This is a genomic window from Polyangium jinanense (genome assembly GCF_028435365.1).
In genome coordinates this window covers 47,536-63,550 of record NZ_JAGTJJ010000056.1, presented here as the reverse complement: position 1 = coordinate 63,550, position 16,015 = coordinate 47,536, and the positions used below count along the sequence as shown (strand labels likewise).

16 protein-coding genes are annotated in these 16,015 nt (G+C 66.5%); 6 read left to right on the top strand and 10 right to left on the bottom strand.

Annotation, left to right across the window (positions count from 1 at the left end; all coding sequences use genetic code 11):
• Positions 1 to 182: 182 nt before the first annotated feature.
• Positions 183 to 479 (top strand): hypothetical protein, encoded by a 297-nt coding sequence (locus KEG57_RS44940; protein ID WP_272424836.1) that lies wholly within the window; start codon positions 183 to 185, stop codon positions 477 to 479.
• Positions 480 to 734: 255 nt separating this feature from the next.
• Here KEG57_RS44940 and KEG57_RS56315 read toward each other — a convergent pair whose 3' ends face one another.
• Entirely contained in the window at positions 735 to 1,052 is a 318-nt protein-coding gene (locus KEG57_RS56315; protein ID WP_372518277.1) for a tyrosine-type recombinase/integrase, read from the bottom strand.
• A gap of 243 nt (positions 1,053 to 1,295) precedes the next feature.
• Positions 1,296 to 2,156 (bottom strand): sigma-70 family RNA polymerase sigma factor, encoded by an 861-nt coding sequence (locus tag KEG57_RS44935; RefSeq protein WP_272424838.1) that lies wholly within the window; start codon positions 2,154 to 2,156, stop codon positions 1,296 to 1,298.
• A 79-nt stretch (positions 2,157 to 2,235) separates the two neighbouring features.
• Between KEG57_RS44935 and KEG57_RS44930 the strand changes: the two genes are divergently transcribed.
• Entirely contained in the window at positions 2,236 to 2,694 is a 459-nt protein-coding gene (locus KEG57_RS44930; RefSeq protein WP_272424840.1) for a carboxymuconolactone decarboxylase family protein, read from the top strand.
• 120 nt (positions 2,695 to 2,814) lie between these two features.
• Here KEG57_RS44930 and KEG57_RS56310 read toward each other — a convergent pair whose 3' ends face one another.
• From KEG57_RS56310 to KEG57_RS44920, 3 genes are all read right to left on the bottom strand, one after another.
• Entirely contained in the window at positions 2,815 to 3,087 is a 273-nt protein-coding gene (locus KEG57_RS56310) for a tyrosine-type recombinase/integrase (RefSeq protein ID WP_372518212.1), read from the bottom strand.
• Positions 3,084 to 3,248, bottom strand: coding sequence for a hypothetical protein (locus tag KEG57_RS44925; protein ID WP_272424841.1), 165 nt, complete (start codon positions 3,246 to 3,248; stop codon positions 3,084 to 3,086). Before KEG57_RS44925 ends, KEG57_RS56310 begins: the two co-directional genes overlap by 4 nt.
• 264 nt (positions 3,249 to 3,512) lie before the next feature.
• Positions 3,513 to 6,707: a serine/threonine-protein kinase gene (locus tag KEG57_RS44920; RefSeq protein ID WP_272459671.1), complete on the bottom strand. Its 3,195-nt coding sequence runs from the start codon at positions 6,705 to 6,707 to the stop codon at positions 3,513 to 3,515.
• Between the two features lie 457 nt (positions 6,708 to 7,164).
• On the opposite strand from KEG57_RS44920, the gene KEG57_RS44915 reads away from it, so the two are divergent.
• Together KEG57_RS44915 and KEG57_RS44910 are read left to right on the top strand one after the other, a co-directional pair.
• The gene (locus KEG57_RS44915; RefSeq protein WP_272459670.1) at positions 7,165 to 7,647 is read left to right on the top strand and encodes a hypothetical protein; all 483 of its coding nucleotides are present in this window, start codon (positions 7,165 to 7,167) and stop codon (positions 7,645 to 7,647) included.
• A gap of 68 nt (positions 7,648 to 7,715) precedes the next feature.
• Positions 7,716 to 10,694 (top strand): RCC1 domain-containing protein, encoded by a 2,979-nt coding sequence (locus KEG57_RS44910; RefSeq protein ID WP_272424844.1) that lies wholly within the window; start codon positions 7,716 to 7,718, stop codon positions 10,692 to 10,694.
• Between the two features lie 27 nt (positions 10,695 to 10,721).
• Here KEG57_RS44910 and KEG57_RS44905 read toward each other — a convergent pair whose 3' ends face one another.
• Entirely contained in the window at positions 10,722 to 11,624 is a 903-nt protein-coding gene (locus KEG57_RS44905; RefSeq protein ID WP_272459669.1) for a sigma-70 family RNA polymerase sigma factor, read from the bottom strand.
• Between the two features lie 84 nt (positions 11,625 to 11,708).
• Here KEG57_RS44905 and KEG57_RS44900 point away from each other — a divergent pair, with 84 nt between their 5' ends.
• Complete coding sequence (locus KEG57_RS44900; protein ID WP_271918323.1) at positions 11,709 to 12,068, top strand: arsenate reductase family protein; 360 nt, start codon at positions 11,709 to 11,711, stop codon at positions 12,066 to 12,068.
• Positions 12,069 to 12,195: 127 nt separating this feature from the next.
• On the opposite strand, the gene KEG57_RS44895 is transcribed toward KEG57_RS44900, so the two are convergent.
• The gene (locus tag KEG57_RS44895) at positions 12,196 to 13,425 is read right to left on the bottom strand and encodes a monooxygenase (protein WP_272459668.1); all 1,230 of its coding nucleotides are present in this window, start codon (positions 13,423 to 13,425) and stop codon (positions 12,196 to 12,198) included.
• Positions 13,426 to 13,608: 183 nt separating this feature from the next.
• On the opposite strand from KEG57_RS44895, the gene KEG57_RS44890 reads away from it, so the two are divergent.
• On the top strand, positions 13,609 to 13,776 hold the full coding sequence (locus KEG57_RS44890) for a hypothetical protein (protein ID WP_272459667.1): 168 nt from the start codon (positions 13,609 to 13,611) through the stop codon (positions 13,774 to 13,776).
• Between the two features lie 143 nt (positions 13,777 to 13,919).
• On the opposite strand, the gene KEG57_RS44885 is transcribed toward KEG57_RS44890, so the two are convergent.
• The 3 genes from KEG57_RS44885 to KEG57_RS44875 all read right to left on the bottom strand — a co-directional run bounded on the left by KEG57_RS44885 (position 13,920) and on the right by KEG57_RS44875 (position 15,912).
• The gene (locus KEG57_RS44885) at positions 13,920 to 14,678 is read right to left on the bottom strand and encodes a DsbA family protein (RefSeq protein WP_272424849.1); all 759 of its coding nucleotides are present in this window, start codon (positions 14,676 to 14,678) and stop codon (positions 13,920 to 13,922) included.
• A 65-nt stretch (positions 14,679 to 14,743) separates the two neighbouring features.
• A complete protein-coding gene (locus tag KEG57_RS44880) occupies positions 14,744 to 15,292 on the bottom strand; it encodes a zf-HC2 domain-containing protein (protein ID WP_272424850.1) in 549 nt (182 codons plus the stop codon).
• On the bottom strand, positions 15,289 to 15,912 hold the full coding sequence (locus tag KEG57_RS44875; protein WP_272459666.1) for an RNA polymerase sigma factor: 624 nt from the start codon (positions 15,910 to 15,912) through the stop codon (positions 15,289 to 15,291). The genes KEG57_RS44880 and KEG57_RS44875 overlap by 4 nt, the downstream gene beginning before the upstream one ends.
• Positions 15,913 to 16,015 lie beyond the last annotated feature (103 nt).

Below are 16,015 nucleotides of genomic sequence, written 5' to 3'. Positions count from 1 at the left end.
GCCGTCGCCTCGACGGGCGCGTGCTGCCCATCCTTCGTACGACGCCCTTTTGGGTCCAAGCCGGGCTGCGGGCGGAGCCGCAGCGATGAGCGAACGCGTCCTCTCGTCACTTTCGATGCCAAGGACCGATGCTACGACCGCTGCGTCGAGCGCGAAAGCATGGACGTTCCGGGCGAGCACGCGTGGGCCCTCTCATTCGCACGCGCGACGTGCTGAAGAACGTGCCCGTGGCGCCGTCGACCGACGACCAGGGCATCCTTCGGATCGAGATCACCGACGAGTACGTGCGCGCGGGCAAGAGCCTCTGGAAGACGCGCGACGACTTCACCACGCGCGATGATGAATGCGCGGCCGACGTCCCGTGGATGACTCCGTCCGCCGGGTGCGAGGCCTTCCTCGGGGCGAACGACAAGGCGCGAATCCAGTGGCAGCACGAGAGCGACACGGCCGCGTTCGAGCAGTCCATCGTGCAGCCGTGACACCGGGCGCGCCCCCCCCCCGTTACCAGAGCGTTACCACGAACTCGTTCCCGCCCTGTCTCATCCTGTCTCTCCTGTCCACCTCCAAGAACCCCCTCGCATGCGCGAGAGTGCCCGGAACGACGCTCATTTTGCAGTCGTTCTCGTGACTTCGCGAGGGGCCCTCGAGACCGCGGGAAAGGGTTTCGTACATCGTAGGTCTCGCGTTCGAATCTCGAAGGCGGATCCAGGCGTTTATTGTTTGATTCCGCGTGGTTACACACCGCGAGGTTGAGCGCCCGTCAGACTGCCAGGGAAGTGCACGTACTTCTGGGTGGTCGCCAGGTGCTTGTGACCTGCCATCCGCTGGACAACGTGGACAGGGCTGCAAGCGCAGAGCCACGAGGTGATCGCGTCGTGTCGGATACAGTACACCGACCACCCGCTTAGGCCCGCCCGACGGCAGACGTGCTCGAACGCTTGGTCGATCCCGAACTGGCCCCACGGCTTGCCGTGGTCGTTCAGGGCGACGTGCGCCTCCCGCGGTCCCTTCTTCACGATGGGGGCGAGGAGCCGGGCGAGCTCCCTGGCGATCGGGATCTCCGCAAGACCCGCTCCTCCGCGAGTGCTTGACCCCAGGTCTTGAGCCGCTCGTCGGCTACATCGAGGCAGCCCGCACCAACACGTTCGGAAACGCTACGAGAGAGCGCGAGTTTCGCCGCGCCGGGGTGTCCCATCGGGTGGGCAGTCAGCGGAGCCTGGTTCGGAGATCTTGCAGAGGGCTCGTAACGGATTTGAGGGGGAGGGGCGGACGAGATCACGTCCGCGACAGCCGCGTCAGCCGAGTGTCGTGATCTCGAGCGTTTTCAGCCCGTCTTCGTCGTCGATGACGTCGATGCGCGTGATGACCCCCTCGCCGAACGTCAACCGAAGCGCGCGTGACAGCCGGCCGCCGGGCGCGTAGATTGCGCCGACGGTGCCGTCGACGAGCGCGGGTTCGGCGGTGTCGAATGCATGCGCCGTCCTCGCGAACCCGATAGCCGACCTGGCCAAGTTTCGCACGCTTCGGATCTCGCGCGCCCGACCGCCCGCACCGCCCCCGTGGACGACGACGTTCGGATCGAGAACGGCGACGACGGCCTCGACGTCGCCCGCTCGAAGCGCGCCAAGAAGCGCCTTGACGATATCGTGCTGTCGCGCAAGCTCGGCCTCATCGCGTTCGGGCGCGCCACGCACGCGCCGCCGCGCCCGGCTCGCGAGCTGCCTCGCGGCGACCTCCGAACGTCCGACGATCGGCGCGATCTGCTCGAACGACACGCCGAACAAATCGTGAAGCACGAACGCGAGCCGCTCCACGGGCTCGAGCGTCTCGAGGACCACGAGCAAGGCGATGCTGACCGAATCGGCCAGCACGGCCTCATCCTCCGCATTCGAGGTCGCCTCCTCCGGCACGACGTCGCCATCTTCCGCCCGGGCCTTCCGCGAGCGCAACATGTCGAGACACACCCGCGCGACGACGGTCGTAAGCCAACCGCGAAGGTTTTCGACCTCGCTTGTCTCTGCTCGTGACAGCCGAAGCCACGTCTCCTGAACCGCGTCATCGGCCTCGCTCCGCGATCCCAGCATGCGATACGCCACCGCGCGGAGATGCGACCGGCTCTCCTCGAAAAGGCCGATGAGATTTTTTTCGTTCGTCACCGTCACGTCCTCGTTCTGCGATTCGTCACATCAGTGACGGGCGAGCGGGCCCGGATGTGACCAGAAGGAGAGATTTGTCATGCAAGCACGACTGAAGAACCCGGCGACGCTCGTTCCGGAGGCGATGCAGCCCATCATGACGCTCGTGAAAAGTCTGCAGAACGGCAAGATACCGCCGCGAACACTCGGCCTGGTCCACGCGCGCATCAGCCAGATCAACGGCTGCGCCGTGTGCCTCGACATGCATGCCCGTCAGGAGAAGAAGGGGGCCGAGCCGGACGATCGCCTACTCGTGCTCGCCGGCTGGCGGGATGCCCCCTATTTCACGGAAGCCGAGCGCGCGGCACTCGCGCTGGCCGAAGCCGAGACCCGCCTCGCCGACCGCGCCGACGCCGTCCCCGACGACGTCTGGAACGAGGCCGCCCGCCACTTCGACGAACAAGCGTTGGCCCAGCTCGTCCTCTACATCGGGCTCATCAACATGTTCAACCGCGTGAATGTCACGACACGGCAGGTCGCGGGCGCTCAGAGCTGGTGAATGTAGGGTTTCTTATGGTCGCCACCATCGGGAGCGTGCGAGCGAGGCTGCGGAACGTGCGGCACAAATAGAATTGTGTGACCCCCAGCATCGATCTTTTGGGCAAACTGCCCAGCCTCCTCATGGCCTCGCCGTGGCCTCACTGTGGATGAAGTGCACGTACCTCTGGGTGGTCGCCAGGTGCTTGTGACCTGCCATCCGCTGGACAACGTGGACAGGGATGCCTACGCGGAGCCACGAGGTGAACGCGTGGTGTCGGAGACAGTACACCGACCACCCGTTTAGGCCCGCCCGACGGCAGACGCGCTCGAACGCCTGATCGATCCCGAACTGGCCCCACGGCTTGCCGTGGTCGTTCAGAGCGACGTGCGCCTCCCGCGGTCCCTTCCTCACGATGGGACCTGATCGTCCGAGGGGATCTCGAGGATGCTCTGCCCGATGGGCTCGAGCTTCGGCAGGTTCACCGGCCGATCCTCCACGTATCCGCGGCTCTTGGCGAATCGGAGCACCGGCCGGAGGACGATCTGCGTGTTGTTGCGCGTCGAGCGGGTCAATTTCTGCCGGGACAGGTCGAGGTCCAGATCCGCAGCGGCCTTCCCATCGACCTTGTCCAGGGGGAGCTCGCCGAACTCGGGAGCAAGGTGTTCCGGAGGACCGACTCGTAGCCCCTTCGACTCGTGACCTTCAGCTCGGCCACCATGAAGGTCTCGCGGCACTCGGCGACGAGCTCCGCGAAGCTCTTGACAGACGGGTTTCCCCGTATCGTTCTACTTTGCGGACTGCCATGGTCAGACTCCCTTCCGATCATCCCAGCCACTTCAATGCCTCGGTCGCGTCGCGAGCCATCGATTGAGCTCGGCAGCTTCGGGGATGTTTGCTTTCGTGGAGCGGGCGAAGGCCTCCTTCGCCGCGTTCGCGAGCGTGAGGGCGCGATCGCGATCGCCGTTGCCCTCCCACAAGGCCCGCGCAAGAAAAAAACGCGCGCTGGCGAGAACCTCGGGACGACCTTCCCAGGTCGGCGCCTCGCAGAGAGCGAGCGCGCGTTCGAGCGGCGCAAGTGCCTCTTTGGGGCGGTGCAGCGCGAGGAGGGCTTTCCCTATCGGAGTGAGCACCTCGGCAAGGGATGAGTGTCCAGGACCACCGACTTTCTCCATAATGCCGAGCGCACGCTGGAAATGCGGGAGCGCTTGCAAAGGCTTGTCGGCGCGGAGCAGCATGTCTCCCCAGTCGAGGCGAACGATGGCGTCGTTCTGAGATTCGACCGCGGATGCTTTCTTATACAGCTGGATGGAACGTTCGAAGCGAGCAGCCGCGGACGTATACAGCTTCTCCTCTGTATCGACTTTGGCCAGACAAAGTGTCGCCAAGGCCAGCCGAGCGCTCTCCTTACCCATTTTCGCTTCCATGATCGAGTGGGCCCTCTGGCAATATCCCCGCGCTTTTTCCAGTTGGCCTGTATAAACGTGCGCATGACCAAGAACCTCGGTGGCGTCCGCGATCGCTGTGCTATGGTCATCGTGCGTCTTCCGCCAGATGTCCAGGGCACGATTCACGTAAGAAATCGACTCCTCTGCCTTTCCTTGCTCGAAGAGTGCAAGTCCGATGACGTACAGGGTTTGGGCAGTATCGCGGTTGTATTGCCCGTATGACTGATCGATGAGCGGAAGCGCGTTTTGAAGTAATGTGATGGCCTCCGCGTATCGACACTTCCCAAAGAGTGCTACCGCGATCCGACGCCGCATCCCTGCGGTCCGGGGGTGCGTCGGGCCGAGGTCCTTGATATAAATATCGAGTGCCCGTTGAAGGGCAAGGTGGGCCTCATCGAACCGTATCCCCTGGTTCAGATACGTCGTGGCCAACTCTGCATGCCCCCTGGCCACGTTGATGTTGTCTGGTCCGAGCAACTCGAGCCGTAGCTCGAGGACACGCTTGTACCTGTCAACGGCCTGCATCATGTCGCCCTGCTGCCTGAAGGTATATCCTTCGTACATGAGCAGATCCGTCTCGAACGCCTTATCTCCACCGATTCGCTCCAGCGCTGCCCGCGCGGCGCGATGGATGCCCATCGCCTCATCGAAACGCGCTTGCTGGCCTCCGATGACATAGAACAGCTCCATCTGGGCACGCGCAGCCACCCGGTCATGTCGGCCTGCTTCCGCGGCCAGGGCGGCCTCGGTCAACGTTTGCGCGGATGCCTTCACCTCGACGTCCTGCTCGAGAATGCCGCGTTCGAGAAGCGCCTCGGCCTCGAGGGGTCGGTATCCCAGCAGACGCGCTTCTTCGGTGATTTGTCGGGTGAGCGCAAGGCTCTCTTTGTACTGGCCTGTGCGGGTGAGCGCCTTGGCCTCGGCGAGACGGCCGCGCAGCTCGTCCACCTTGGCGCGCGCCGTCGGGTCGCTGGGCGGCCGAACAGGCATTGTGAGCAGGTCCGTGCGTGCACACAGCTCGACGGGCGCCACGTTCCCCGCGGCCTCCACGGCCTTCTCCACCGTCTTCGCGTTCGCGCGCTGGAACTCGGTGGTGAGCGCTTTGACCTCCTGGAGCCGGTCCTTCAAGCACTGCATCCGCAGGTCGAGCAGGGACTCGGATTGCTCACCGCGCATGTGTGTCGCCTCGCAAGCGTCCGTGTGCATCGCGACCCACTTCGATGTATAGGCGTCGAACGTGCGCTCCACGCCCTGCCATGCGTCGCTGGCAAAGGACACACCCGTGGCGAGGAGGGCGTCTCGCACCGCTTGTTTTTGTGCCTGATCCCAGACACCGGCGAGGTCTTGTTCAGCGCCCTGGCACAAGCGGGGGGGCGTCGCCGCCGGCTTCTTGAGCGCGAAGAAAACGCTGGTGCCGAGCGCCAGGGCCGTAACCGCAAAAAGCGCGATGCGGCGAGAGCGCGCGCGAGAATCGTGGGTGAGCGCCGAGAGCAGCTCGTCCATCGACGGAAAACGCTCGGCTGGCTCCGCGGATAACCCACGCAAGAGGGCTTGGTGAATGCGCTTCGGAATGCGCCGGCTCTTCGGGGCCGCGCGTGGAAGGCCACGCGAAATGGACGCGAGCAGGCTCTTGTACGTATCGCCCGTGAAAGGGCGCTCGCCGTAAAGTGCCTCGTACAGCGCTACGCAGAAGCTGAACTGATCGCTGCGTGCGTCGACCGAGTCGCCCTCGACTTGTTCGGGCGCCATGTACGCCGGTGTTCCCACCAATGCTCCGCTGCGCGTCAGGTTGGCGGCGAGCAGACGCGTGGGTTGCACGCCATCCAAAGCAGGGAAAACTTCCTCGTCCCTCTCCTCTTGGTGACCTGGGGTCGTACCCAGCGTGGCGCGCGCCAGTCCAAAGTCGGTCACGCAAACGCGTCCGTCATGCCCACAAAGTACGTTGTCGGGCTTGAAATCACGGTGAATCAGTCCAGCCGCGTGGGCCGCGGCGAGACCACGCCCTGCGAGCACGAAGCGATTGAGCACCTCGCGCGTCTTGCGGGGGCGCTCGCGGATCCATTGGGTGAGCGTCTGTCCGTCGAGCAGCTCCATGGCGATGAATACGTGCTCGCCCACCGTGCCGCAGTCATGAACGGTGATGACGTTCGGGTGCGATAGGCGAGCCATGGCCTGAGCCTCCCGGAGGATGCGCACCCTGGAGCCCTCGACGCCGAGCTGCTCGATGACCTCGGGACGCAAGATCTTGAGCGCCACTTTGCGGTCGAGCTCGGGGTCGTAGGCCGCGTGGACCACGCCCATCCCGCCCATGCCGAGGCAATCGAGGAGAAGATAACGTCCGACGAGCGTACCGCGCGGTAGGAGTGCAGCCGGTATCGGTGCATGATGGCTGTCCAGCGTGCAGAGGGGAGCGGTGGTGGGAGCCGTTCCGACCTCGTCCGCGAGCAGAGACGAGCGCGCGAACTCCACCAGAGCGCGCCGGCATTCTGCACATCGATCGATGTGCCCTTCGACTCGTGTTGCTTCCTGCTCGGAGAGCACACCTCGAACGAATTTGAGGACAGTGTTTGCGTCGATACAATCCATGGGGAGCCGTCGACGAGTCTACAGCGCGGTGGGTGTCGCAACAATTGCCATCTCTCTGCCTGCGTGGCCGGAGGTGACGGAAGATGGAGATTTTCTTGCGACAGGTTGCCGAGGTCGGTGTCCATCAGCGCGAGAGGCATCGACTGTCCAGATCTGGAGTGGCGCTCCCGACGTGAAACACTGCGTGCGGGTGGTGTGGGTATGGCGCGCGCTCATGCGGGCCGGACGCTGCGTGCGTGTCCTTGCGCCTGGAGAAAGAGAACGAACGATGAACGATTCGCGTTGGTTTTACCTTGCAGCGGCCTTGGCCGTCCCGGTGATCGGCTGTGGGAGCAACGATGGTCTTTTTGCTTCGGGGGGGACCGCGGGAGCGGGAGGCGCCGGCGGCGGAGCGGCGGGAGCGGGAGGCTTCGGCGGCGGAGTGGCAGGAGCCGGTGGTGCCGGTGGCGGATGCGATATGGCGAACTGCAATGAGCCTCCGCCCCCCGGGTGCGCCGATGAGGTTTCCGTGCTCAACTACGAGAGCCAGGGCATCTGCTGGGAGGGCGCGTGCAAGTACCCCTCGACGACGACGACCTGTGATGCCCCACCTCCGCCCGCCTGCAATGCCGATGGTTCGCTCCGCACCTATTCATCGATAGGCACGTGCGCGGACGGTGCGTGCTCCTACCAGCCGATGGACGCCGATTGCGGCGCCGCGGGCTGCTGCGAGGACCATTGCTGCGAGCTCGAACCCTCCAACGCCGACACCCTCGGGCCGCTCGAGCAGAACGGTCTCGTGATCTCGACGCCCCAGGGCACCTTCGACACCTCGACCGACTGCATCACTCCCTCGCTGCTCGGCGACTGCAAGGTGGTCGCGCCGGCCGGTTCGCCGGAGGTGTGCGTCTGCCGGGCCGACGAGCTGACGATCAACTCGCTCACGATCGCGGGCAAGTGATCTTCCCCCGCTTCCGTGGACAAACCGACGATGCCGCAAAGGCGGCCAGCTCCCAAGAAGGACCTCACGTGAAGAATCATCGATTCAATGTAGCGCTATGGCTCGGGCCGCTCGTTTTGCTCGCGGGGGCCTGTGGCGCCGATTCCTCGGGAATGGGCGCAGGAGGCGACGGGGGCGGGCAGGCCGCGCGTCCGTCGTCGGAGGGAACGGCCGAGGCGCAGGCGGCATTGACGGCGGGCGCGGGCAGCCTGGGTACCTGCGACGGAAACCCGGCGCGCTGCGCGGCGGTGAACGTTGCCGTGGGCTTCGATCACACGGTGGCGCTGAAGTCGGACGGCACGGTCTGGGCCTGGGGGTGGAACGGCAACGGCCAGCTCGGGGACGGCACGACCCTCGAGCGACACACAGCCGTGCAAGTGAGCGGCCTTGGCGGCGTCATCGCGGTGGCGGCGGGCGCCTCTTACACCGTTGCGCTGAAGTCGGACGGCACGGTCTGGGCCTGGGGGTTCAACCAATTCGGCCAGCTCGGGGACGGCACGACCACCGAGCGTCACACACCCGTGCAAGTGAGCGGCCTTGGCGGCGTCGCCGCGGTGGCGACAGGCCGGCAACATACCGTTGCGCTGAAGTCGGACGGCACGGTCTGGGCCTGGGGGTGGAACAGCTACGGCCAGCTCGGCGATGGCACGAACATCGATAAACTCACGCCCGGGCAAGTGGGCGGGCTGATTGACGTGACCGCAGTGGTCGGCGGAGGGTACCATACCGTTGCGCTGAAGTCGGACGGCACGGTTTGGGCCTGGGGGGAGAACAGCCACGGTGGTCTCGGCGACGGCACGACCACCTACCGAGACAAACCCGTGCAAGTGATCGGGCTGAGCGGTGTCACCGCCGTGGCGGCCGGTGTCTTCCACAGCGTCGCGCTGAAGTCGGACGGCACGCTCTGGGCCTGGGGGTGGAACGGTCCCGGCCAGCTCGGCGACGGCACGAGCATCGAGCGTCACACGCCCGTGCAAGTGATCGGGCTGAACAACGTGACCGCCGTGGTGGGGGGCGAAGACCATACCGTGGCGGTGAGGTCGAACGGCACGGTATGGACCTGGGGGAGAAACGATTCCGGTCAACTCGGGGACGGCACGACCAACAATCGATCTACGCCACTGCAACTGGTGGCGCCGACCGGTTTCGCCGCGGTGGCAGCGGGCCCCAGGCACACGGTGGCGCTGAAGTCGGACGGCACGGTCTGGGCCTGGGGGTGGAACAACGAAGGCGAGCTCGGGGACGGCACGATCCTCGATAAACTCACGCCCGTGCAAACGAGCGGACTCAATCTCTCCCCGGAGTGCGGCGCAATGGCTGCCTGTAACGCGGGCACGGGCCTGTGCGCTGCCGTGCCCGGGCCGAACGGGACGGCGTGCGACGACGGCAATGCCTGCACGCAAACGGACACGTGCGAGGGGGGGATGTGCGTCGGAGGCAACGAGCTCGTCTGCCCGCCGGTGGGCGAGTGCGAAGTGGGGCTCTGCAATGCGGCCAATGGGGTGTGCTCGGCGGTCCCCAAGCCGGACGACACGCCTTGCGCAAGCGGGGTTTGCCTTGCCGGCGTATGCGAGATCGAGGCAACGACGTCGAGCACGAGCGCGACCGGAACCGGCGGCGGTGGCGGCGGTAGCAGCTCGACCGGAACCGGCGGCGGCGGCGGCGGCGGCGGCGGCAGCTCGACCGGAACCGGCGGCGGCGGCGGCGGTAGCAGCTCGACCGGGACCGGCGGGATGATGGAGACGAGCTCGACCACGGGCGCCGGCGGAGACACCGGGGAAAACCCCTCCAGCGAGAGTGGCTGTGGCGCCTGCGTCGTCGGTAGCGGATCGGCGAACGGGGCCCCTTGGATCGGCCTTGGGCTCTTGCTCGTGCTGCGGCGGAAGCGGAAGAGCCTAGCGTTTCGCCAGCGCTCCGCTACCGTGGCGGCGATGCGTTCCCTTTCGCGTTTCCTGCCGCGCGCTCTCCTCGCTGTCAGCCTCGGGTGCCTACCGGGTTGCCTTGACCTCATTCGTGGTGGCGCTGAGCTCATTCGAGAGGCGAATGCCCCGGAGGAGGACCCGGCGAAACCCGAGCCCGCCGCTGCCGCGAAAGAGCCGAAAAAGCCCAAAGAGTCGAGCTTTCCTGTCGTCGCGGCGCCGTATCAGCGCCGGATCCTCTTCGCGAACAAGTCGCTGAAGGCGGACGCCAGCAACGCCTCGATCGCGATCGACACGTGGACGCTTGGAGACCCGCTGTATATCCATGCCTATGGGGGGCCCTACGGGGAGGAGGCCCCGAAATACGTCGTGTTGTACGCAGAGGTCAACGGCGAGCCCGCCGCCTGTGCCGACAATGAGATCATCCAGGGTGCGGATTTCGGGGCGCTCGGCCGTGTCGAGCTTCACGGCGACTCGATCACGCCGGTTCAAGGCGGGGTTGGTCCGCAAGCGTTCGATACGCACATGGGCATGCCGGCGAGCGTCTATGCGGGGGTCTGGGCGAACAACCTGAAGAGCGATCGACCCTGGGCGCGGACCTGGGAGGAGTTCCACAAGCGCATCATCCCCATGCTGCACGTGGGCGACAACACGCTGAAGCTCACGCTCGCGGACGAGAAACGCACCGAGATCTTTGCCGAGGGGACGGTGACCATCAAGGTTCCGAGCGAGGCTGCGTTCAAGGCCGAGCTTTCGGCGAACGTCGAGACATCGGAGAGCGGAGACCCCGCGACCTTGCGCGAGATCGACAAGCTCGTGCGGGCTCATTCCTGGTTTCGTGACCTTCGGATCGTGCGGGTCTCCTACGTCCTCGACAAGTGGAGAAAAGAGTACGAGGGCCGCGAGGTCGTCAGGGCCATCATGAACGTCGACGTGATTTTTCGCAAAACCGGGGACAAGTTCCCCGCGCGATGTCGCGTGAGAGGCGTCGTCGCCGCGCGCAATGCAGAGGGCAGCCCGGAGACGAAATTCGGCAAGATTTTCCTCGACAGTTACACCTTGGAGACGCGGTGGACCCCGTGTCCATGAGCCGACTGGCCCGAAGCCCTGACGAGATCACTCCGCGGCGTCTGTCAGATACCGGTGGATGCTCAGGTTGAGCTCACTCTTGACCAAGGCGAGCAGACTGTTGAAATCCGCGTTGTCGAGCCCCAGCCGCTCGCGGAGAAGGCGTTGTGTCTCGAGGAGGATGGACTCCCGCGCCTGCGCAATCCACCGTGCGACCGTCGAACGGTGGACCCGGTGGATGGCCCCGATCTGATCGATGTTCAAGCCATCGATGAAATGGAGACGTAGCAGGTTCCGATCGCGCGCTGACAACGCTGCGACCGCCGTTTCAAAGGCATACTTGAACTCATTCCTGTAGCGTGACTTGAGATAGTCCATCTCGGGGGACGCGTGGGTCGCGAGCTCCTCGAGGTGGTCGTCTGCGTTGACGCGTGCGGTCTCTCGCTTGCGCCCCCGCCGCGCGTTGAGCGCCATGCGCATGGCGGTGACCCGGAGCCAGGCGCCCAGCGACCCGATTCCGGCATACTCGCCGATTTTCGGCAGCTCGTCGGGCTCTGCAGCAAACAGCTTCTGACGTAGGAGCTGGATGAGATCGCTACTGTCGTTGTCCCCGGCGACGCGCGCCATCGCTGCATGGAGCCACGAAAAATAGCCGCGCTCGATCGCTGCGATGGCGGCCCCGTTGCCGTGCGCGGCCGCGCAAGCGAGGTAGAGATCACTGATGTTCAGGGTTCCGAGGACCTCGAGTGGTTCGTGTGTCGAGGAGAGGCGCCCCCCCAGGTGGCGGGCGAAGGTTTCACCTGCCACATGAATGTCGGGATGCGCTGTATGCGCCGCATCGAGGATCGCGCAGAGCTTCGCTTCGAGCCCTGGTGCTGCAGCTTCGGTCCGTGTGGACGCGCCACCAAGCACCTCGAGGAAAACGGCTGCGAGCGAGGGGGATGGTGCCATGAATTACCAAACCTTACCAGGAGGTCGACCCTTCATCAAGCGACGGGATCGTCCCGGGCGCGCCCGTGCTAGGGTGGCCCTGCTGTGATCCAGATTTTCGGTACGACGAAATGCAAAGCGACGCGTGCGGCGCAGCGGTTCTTCGCAGAGCGCGGCATCAAGGTGCAGAGCGTCGACCTGCGCGAAAAAGGCCTCTCCAAGGGAGAGCTCGCCAGCGTCGCGCGGGCCGTGGGCGGCATGCGCGCGCTCTACGATGCGGAGAGTCCACGCGTGAAGGAGCGCGGGCTCCAGTACAGCGCCCCGACGGAGGCACGCCTCGCCGAGCTGCTCTTGGAGGATCCACTGCTGCTCCGCACGCCCATCGTGCGCTCCGGGGCGCGCTCGGCGGTAGGCGCGGCCGAGCCCGCATGGAAGGCGCTCGCGGACGCCGAGAAGGCGCGGTGATCGGTCGCCGCAAGGTGCTCGCTAGCGTTCGGACGTGACCGCGCGGAAGTTGCGAATCATTGAAAGTCGCTCGATTGAGGGAAGGGGCCGGATCACGCTCGGGCGAGCGTGATCCGGCGGGGGAGGGTCATTTCGCGAGACAGGCGTCGAGCTCGGTCTTGCAGACGATCGCCGGATCTTGGTCCGGGCCGGCTTTCTTGAGGAAGCAACGCAAGGCGTCGGAGAACTCCCGCGAGACCGCGGCGTCCGAGCTCGTCACGCAGGGCGTTATCTCCTGGCTCGCGCTGATGGCCTGCTGCACGCAGGCGAACGACTCGGCGCACGTCGCCTTGCCATTGCCCACCCACTCGGCACCGATGAAGTTCGGCTGGCCGGGGACGTCGGGCTCGGCGCGGCAGTGCGCCGTCGCCGAATCGGCCGGGTAATACGAGCCGAGGAGCATGCACATCTCGTCCGTCGAGCGCGGGCCCTCGAAGACGTCCCTCGTCTCCGCGTTCGAGTAGTCACACCAGTAATCGAACCACTCGCCTGCCTTGACCTGGAGGCCTTCGCCGAAATCCTTGACGGTCACGTTCTCCCATTGGGTGCTCGTATAGAACGGATCCGCCTGCCCGACGATCGACGCGGCATAACCAACGCCGCGCGCGTGCATGTGCGATTGCACGTTCGCGATCGTGATGTCCGTGTGCACCGGGCACCGCATGCGCGCGCGGCCCTCGGCCTGCGCCCCGACGTAGATGAAGGGGTTGTAGATGAAGAGGATGTCGCCCTCCGTCTTCACCTCGGCCTCGGGGATCGTGTAGAGGTTCACCCGGACCTCGGGCTCGATGACGTTCATCGAGGCGTTGATGTAATGCGCGTTCATGAGGAGCACCGCGCCCGGGCGCACCTTCATGGCCACGCCCTGGGGGAAGCGCAGCATGGAGTCGCCGTCGGCGTTCTGCGAGCCGGCGACGAGCTTCTCCACCTCCCAGCCATCGGTCGCACCGTCGGAACAGTCGAATACGCCGCTCGTGTCGACGACCGTCCCGTCCTCTTTCTGGGTCGGGATGTCGTCGTAGCTCGTCTGGAAGAGCAGGAAGTGGTGGCTCCCCTTCGAGTAGCGCACCTCGTCACGGTTGACGAAAAGCCCCTCCGCGGGTGCCTTCACGAACATGCAATGCTCGGCCTCGGTGCCGGGGTCGAGCTTCGTGACCATCTTGAACTGCACGCCCTTGCCCGCTTCCGGGGGCGCGAGCAGCTCCTGCCCAGGCTGCCCGGGTTCCGCGGGCTCCGAGCCGCCACAGCCCACGAGGGCCGGCAGGGCGAGGGTGAGGGACGGGATGGCGGTCTTGAATAAGAAGTTGCGAAGATTCATGGCTGTCCGTGTGAGTGACCGGTGGTCTCGCGGATCGCGAAGAATTGTTGCCCGAGAGGACGCTTGCCATCTGTTCCCGGTCGCGGTGAAACGTTCATCGGTCTCGCTACTTCGTACGTGGTGGGGGAGGGGCGACAGGGCGGACCCGGCGACGAGCGCGCTCCTCGGGCAGCTTCCCGGGTGGTGAACCTCAGCTGCACGTGGATTCGCGAGGTGCGCAGGACCGAGCTGCTCGAGCCCTATCCGTGGGTCAGGGCCTACTACGACCGCGCCCTGGCGCGTCCGGCTTGGGAGCGCACGCTTGGCCTCTACGCCGAGCGGCTCGGGGTGGCGGTGGCGGACATCCGCTAGGACCGGCGTCGACCAGCGACCCAGATTCCGCGGCGCGGGACCGGCAGCGGGCCATTTCCTTTTGCCAGACGCCGGTACCCCGGCCCGCCACAGCGAGCAGCAGGTCACCCTCGAGTCGATCCGGACGCGAAGTTCGGCTCAGCTCAGCGCCCGACGAGCGCGCGGTCGATGGCCGCGCGGAAGTCCTGCACGGGCAGGGCGCCCGGGATGCGGCGACCGTTGACGAAGAACGTCGGCGTGCCCTTGATCTCGAGCCGCGCAGCCTCCGCCTTGTCGGCGGCGAGCTGGGCGTCGGTCTCCGCCGATCGCATGTCGCGGCGCAGCCTCGCGACGTCCAGGCCGGCGGTCTCGGCGGCGCGCTCGATTCCCTCCTGATCGAGCGTCCCCTGGGCGCCGAGCAGCGCGTCGTGCAGGGGCCAGAATTTGCCCTGCGCCTGCGCCGCGATCGCGGCGCGGGCCGCGTCCGCGGCGTGCGCGTGGAACTTGAGCGGGTGGTGCTTGAAGGCGATGCGCAGTTTGCCCGGGTACTCCTGCTCGAGGTCGCGCAGCGTCTTCTCCGCGCGAGCGCAGAAGGGGCACTCGAAATCGGCGAACATCACGAGCGTCACGGGCGCGCTCTCCGGCCCCCGCACGGGCGCTTTGCCCAGCGAGACCTCTTCGACGACGTCGGACGGCGCCTCGGCCTCCGCATGCTTGCAGTCGCAATCGGGTTTGTCCCCGTGGCACCCCTCCGCCTCGGGCGCAGCTTCCTGCGCCGCCGGCGCGGCGGCGGGCCGTATCGGGGTTTCGTCGGTCGGACCGATGCTCTCGGGCGCCTGGCTGCATGCCGCGGCGAGCGCGACGGCGACGAGGGCCATGGAACGATTGAGAGAAACGAACGGCGAGCGGATCGCGCGTGACATGGCAAGGGCTCCTGGGCCGGGGAAATGCGGGAGGCGGCGCGTGCCACCGGATCCCTCGTCCGGCCTCATTCCTCCTGTGGCCCGTCCTCGGAGCAAGTTACACAAGATCGGCTCATGCACCCATAAGGCTCCTCGGACTCGGGCTCGGGCTCGGCGCTCGGGACGATCGCGGACGCGCACGCATAGCAGGTTTCCCCGGCGCGGGCGTCTTCGTGGGCTGGCGCGGAGGGCTCGGCCGTGAGCGGAGGCGCCTCCTCCCGGGGCCACGCGAGCAGGACGAGGAGCGCCGCAGCGGCCGCGAGGACGAACCCCGGCCCCGCCCATTTGAAAACGGGGTGCTGCCTGCCTCGCGCCTTCGCTCGTGAACGAGGCGCCTTCGCAATCGGGCGGACCTTTTCGGACGCGCGTGCCCGAGCCAGCACCGCCTCGAACGGGGGAGGCGGTGGAAAGGCCGCCCCGCGGGCCGAAAAGACGCGCTTCTCGCGCTCGAGCCAGGCCATCTCCTCCTTGCAACTCCGACAAACTTCGACATGCGCGGCCACGCGCGCGGACTCCTCCGGGTCGAGCTCGCCCCGGAAGAACGCCTCGACCGCCTCGGCATGGCAATCGCTCATCGCGCACCTCCTTCCCCGAGCTCCGCGCGCAGGATCTGCCGGGCGCGGTGGATCTCGATCTTCACCTTGGGCACGCTCCACCCCATGGTGCGCGCGATATCCTCATAACAGAGATCGTGATCGAGCCGCAGCAAGAGCACCGTGCGGCGATCCTCGGACAGCTTGCCGAGCGCGCCCTGCACGAGGCCGAGCGCCTCGCGGCCGAGGACGTCCTCCTCGGGCGAGCCGGAGGAGGCGTCCGCGGGGCGCTCCTCCCAGGCCTCGGGAGGGTGGTCGGTGAGCACCTGCCGGCGCCGCCGGCGTGCGCGTTTGACCTCCATCGATACGTGCCGGGCGATCCCGAAGAGCCAGGGCACGGGGCGCCCTTCGGCCTCGAGGGTGTGCAGCCGCTGGAAGGCCCGCACGAACGTCTCCTGTGTCGCGTCGCGCGCGGCCACGGGATCGCCGAGGAGGTCGCACAGGAAGCGATGGATTTGGTGGGCGTGGGCGGCGTAGAGCGCCTCCAGTGTCGAACGTGTCACCTCGGGGCTCCCCGCGCGCGGGCCCTCGGCGGGGGGGGCGTCCGCCGCCGCGAGCGCGCGCGCCGGTGCGATGAGGGAGGCGTCCGGGATCGAGGTCACGCTGCCACTGTGGCCGGAGGAGCCCGCAGGTTACAACCGATCTGCGCGGGGGGGGCGGGAAGGCGCTCAGGGCCGCTGGTGGACGCGGAACGTAGTCGACGCG

Excerpts from the sequence above, each read along its gene's own strand:
- KEG57_RS44930 (WP_272424840.1), top strand. The coding sequence starts at position 2,236 with ATGCAAGCACGACTGAAGAACCCGGCGACGCTCGTTCCGGAGGCGATG.
- KEG57_RS44920 (WP_272459671.1), bottom strand. The coding sequence starts at position 6,707 with ATGGATTGTATCGACGCAAACACTGTCCTCAAATTCGTTCGAGGTGTG.
- KEG57_RS44915 (WP_272459670.1), top strand. The coding sequence starts at position 7,165 with ATGGCGAACTGCAATGAGCCTCCGCCCCCCGGGTGCGCCGATGAGGTT.
- KEG57_RS44905 (WP_272459669.1), bottom strand. The coding sequence starts at position 11,624 with ATGGCACCATCCCCCTCGCTCGCAGCCGTTTTCCTCGAGGTGCTTGGT.
- KEG57_RS44895 (WP_272459668.1), bottom strand. The coding sequence starts at position 13,425 with ATGAATCTTCGCAACTTCTTATTCAAGACCGCCATCCCGTCCCTCACC.
- KEG57_RS44885 (WP_272424849.1), bottom strand. The coding sequence starts at position 14,678 with ATGTCACGCGCGATCCGCTCGCCGTTCGTTTCTCTCAATCGTTCCATG.
- KEG57_RS44880 (WP_272424850.1), bottom strand. The coding sequence starts at position 15,292 with ATGAGCGATTGCCATGCCGAGGCGGTCGAGGCGTTCTTCCGGGGCGAG.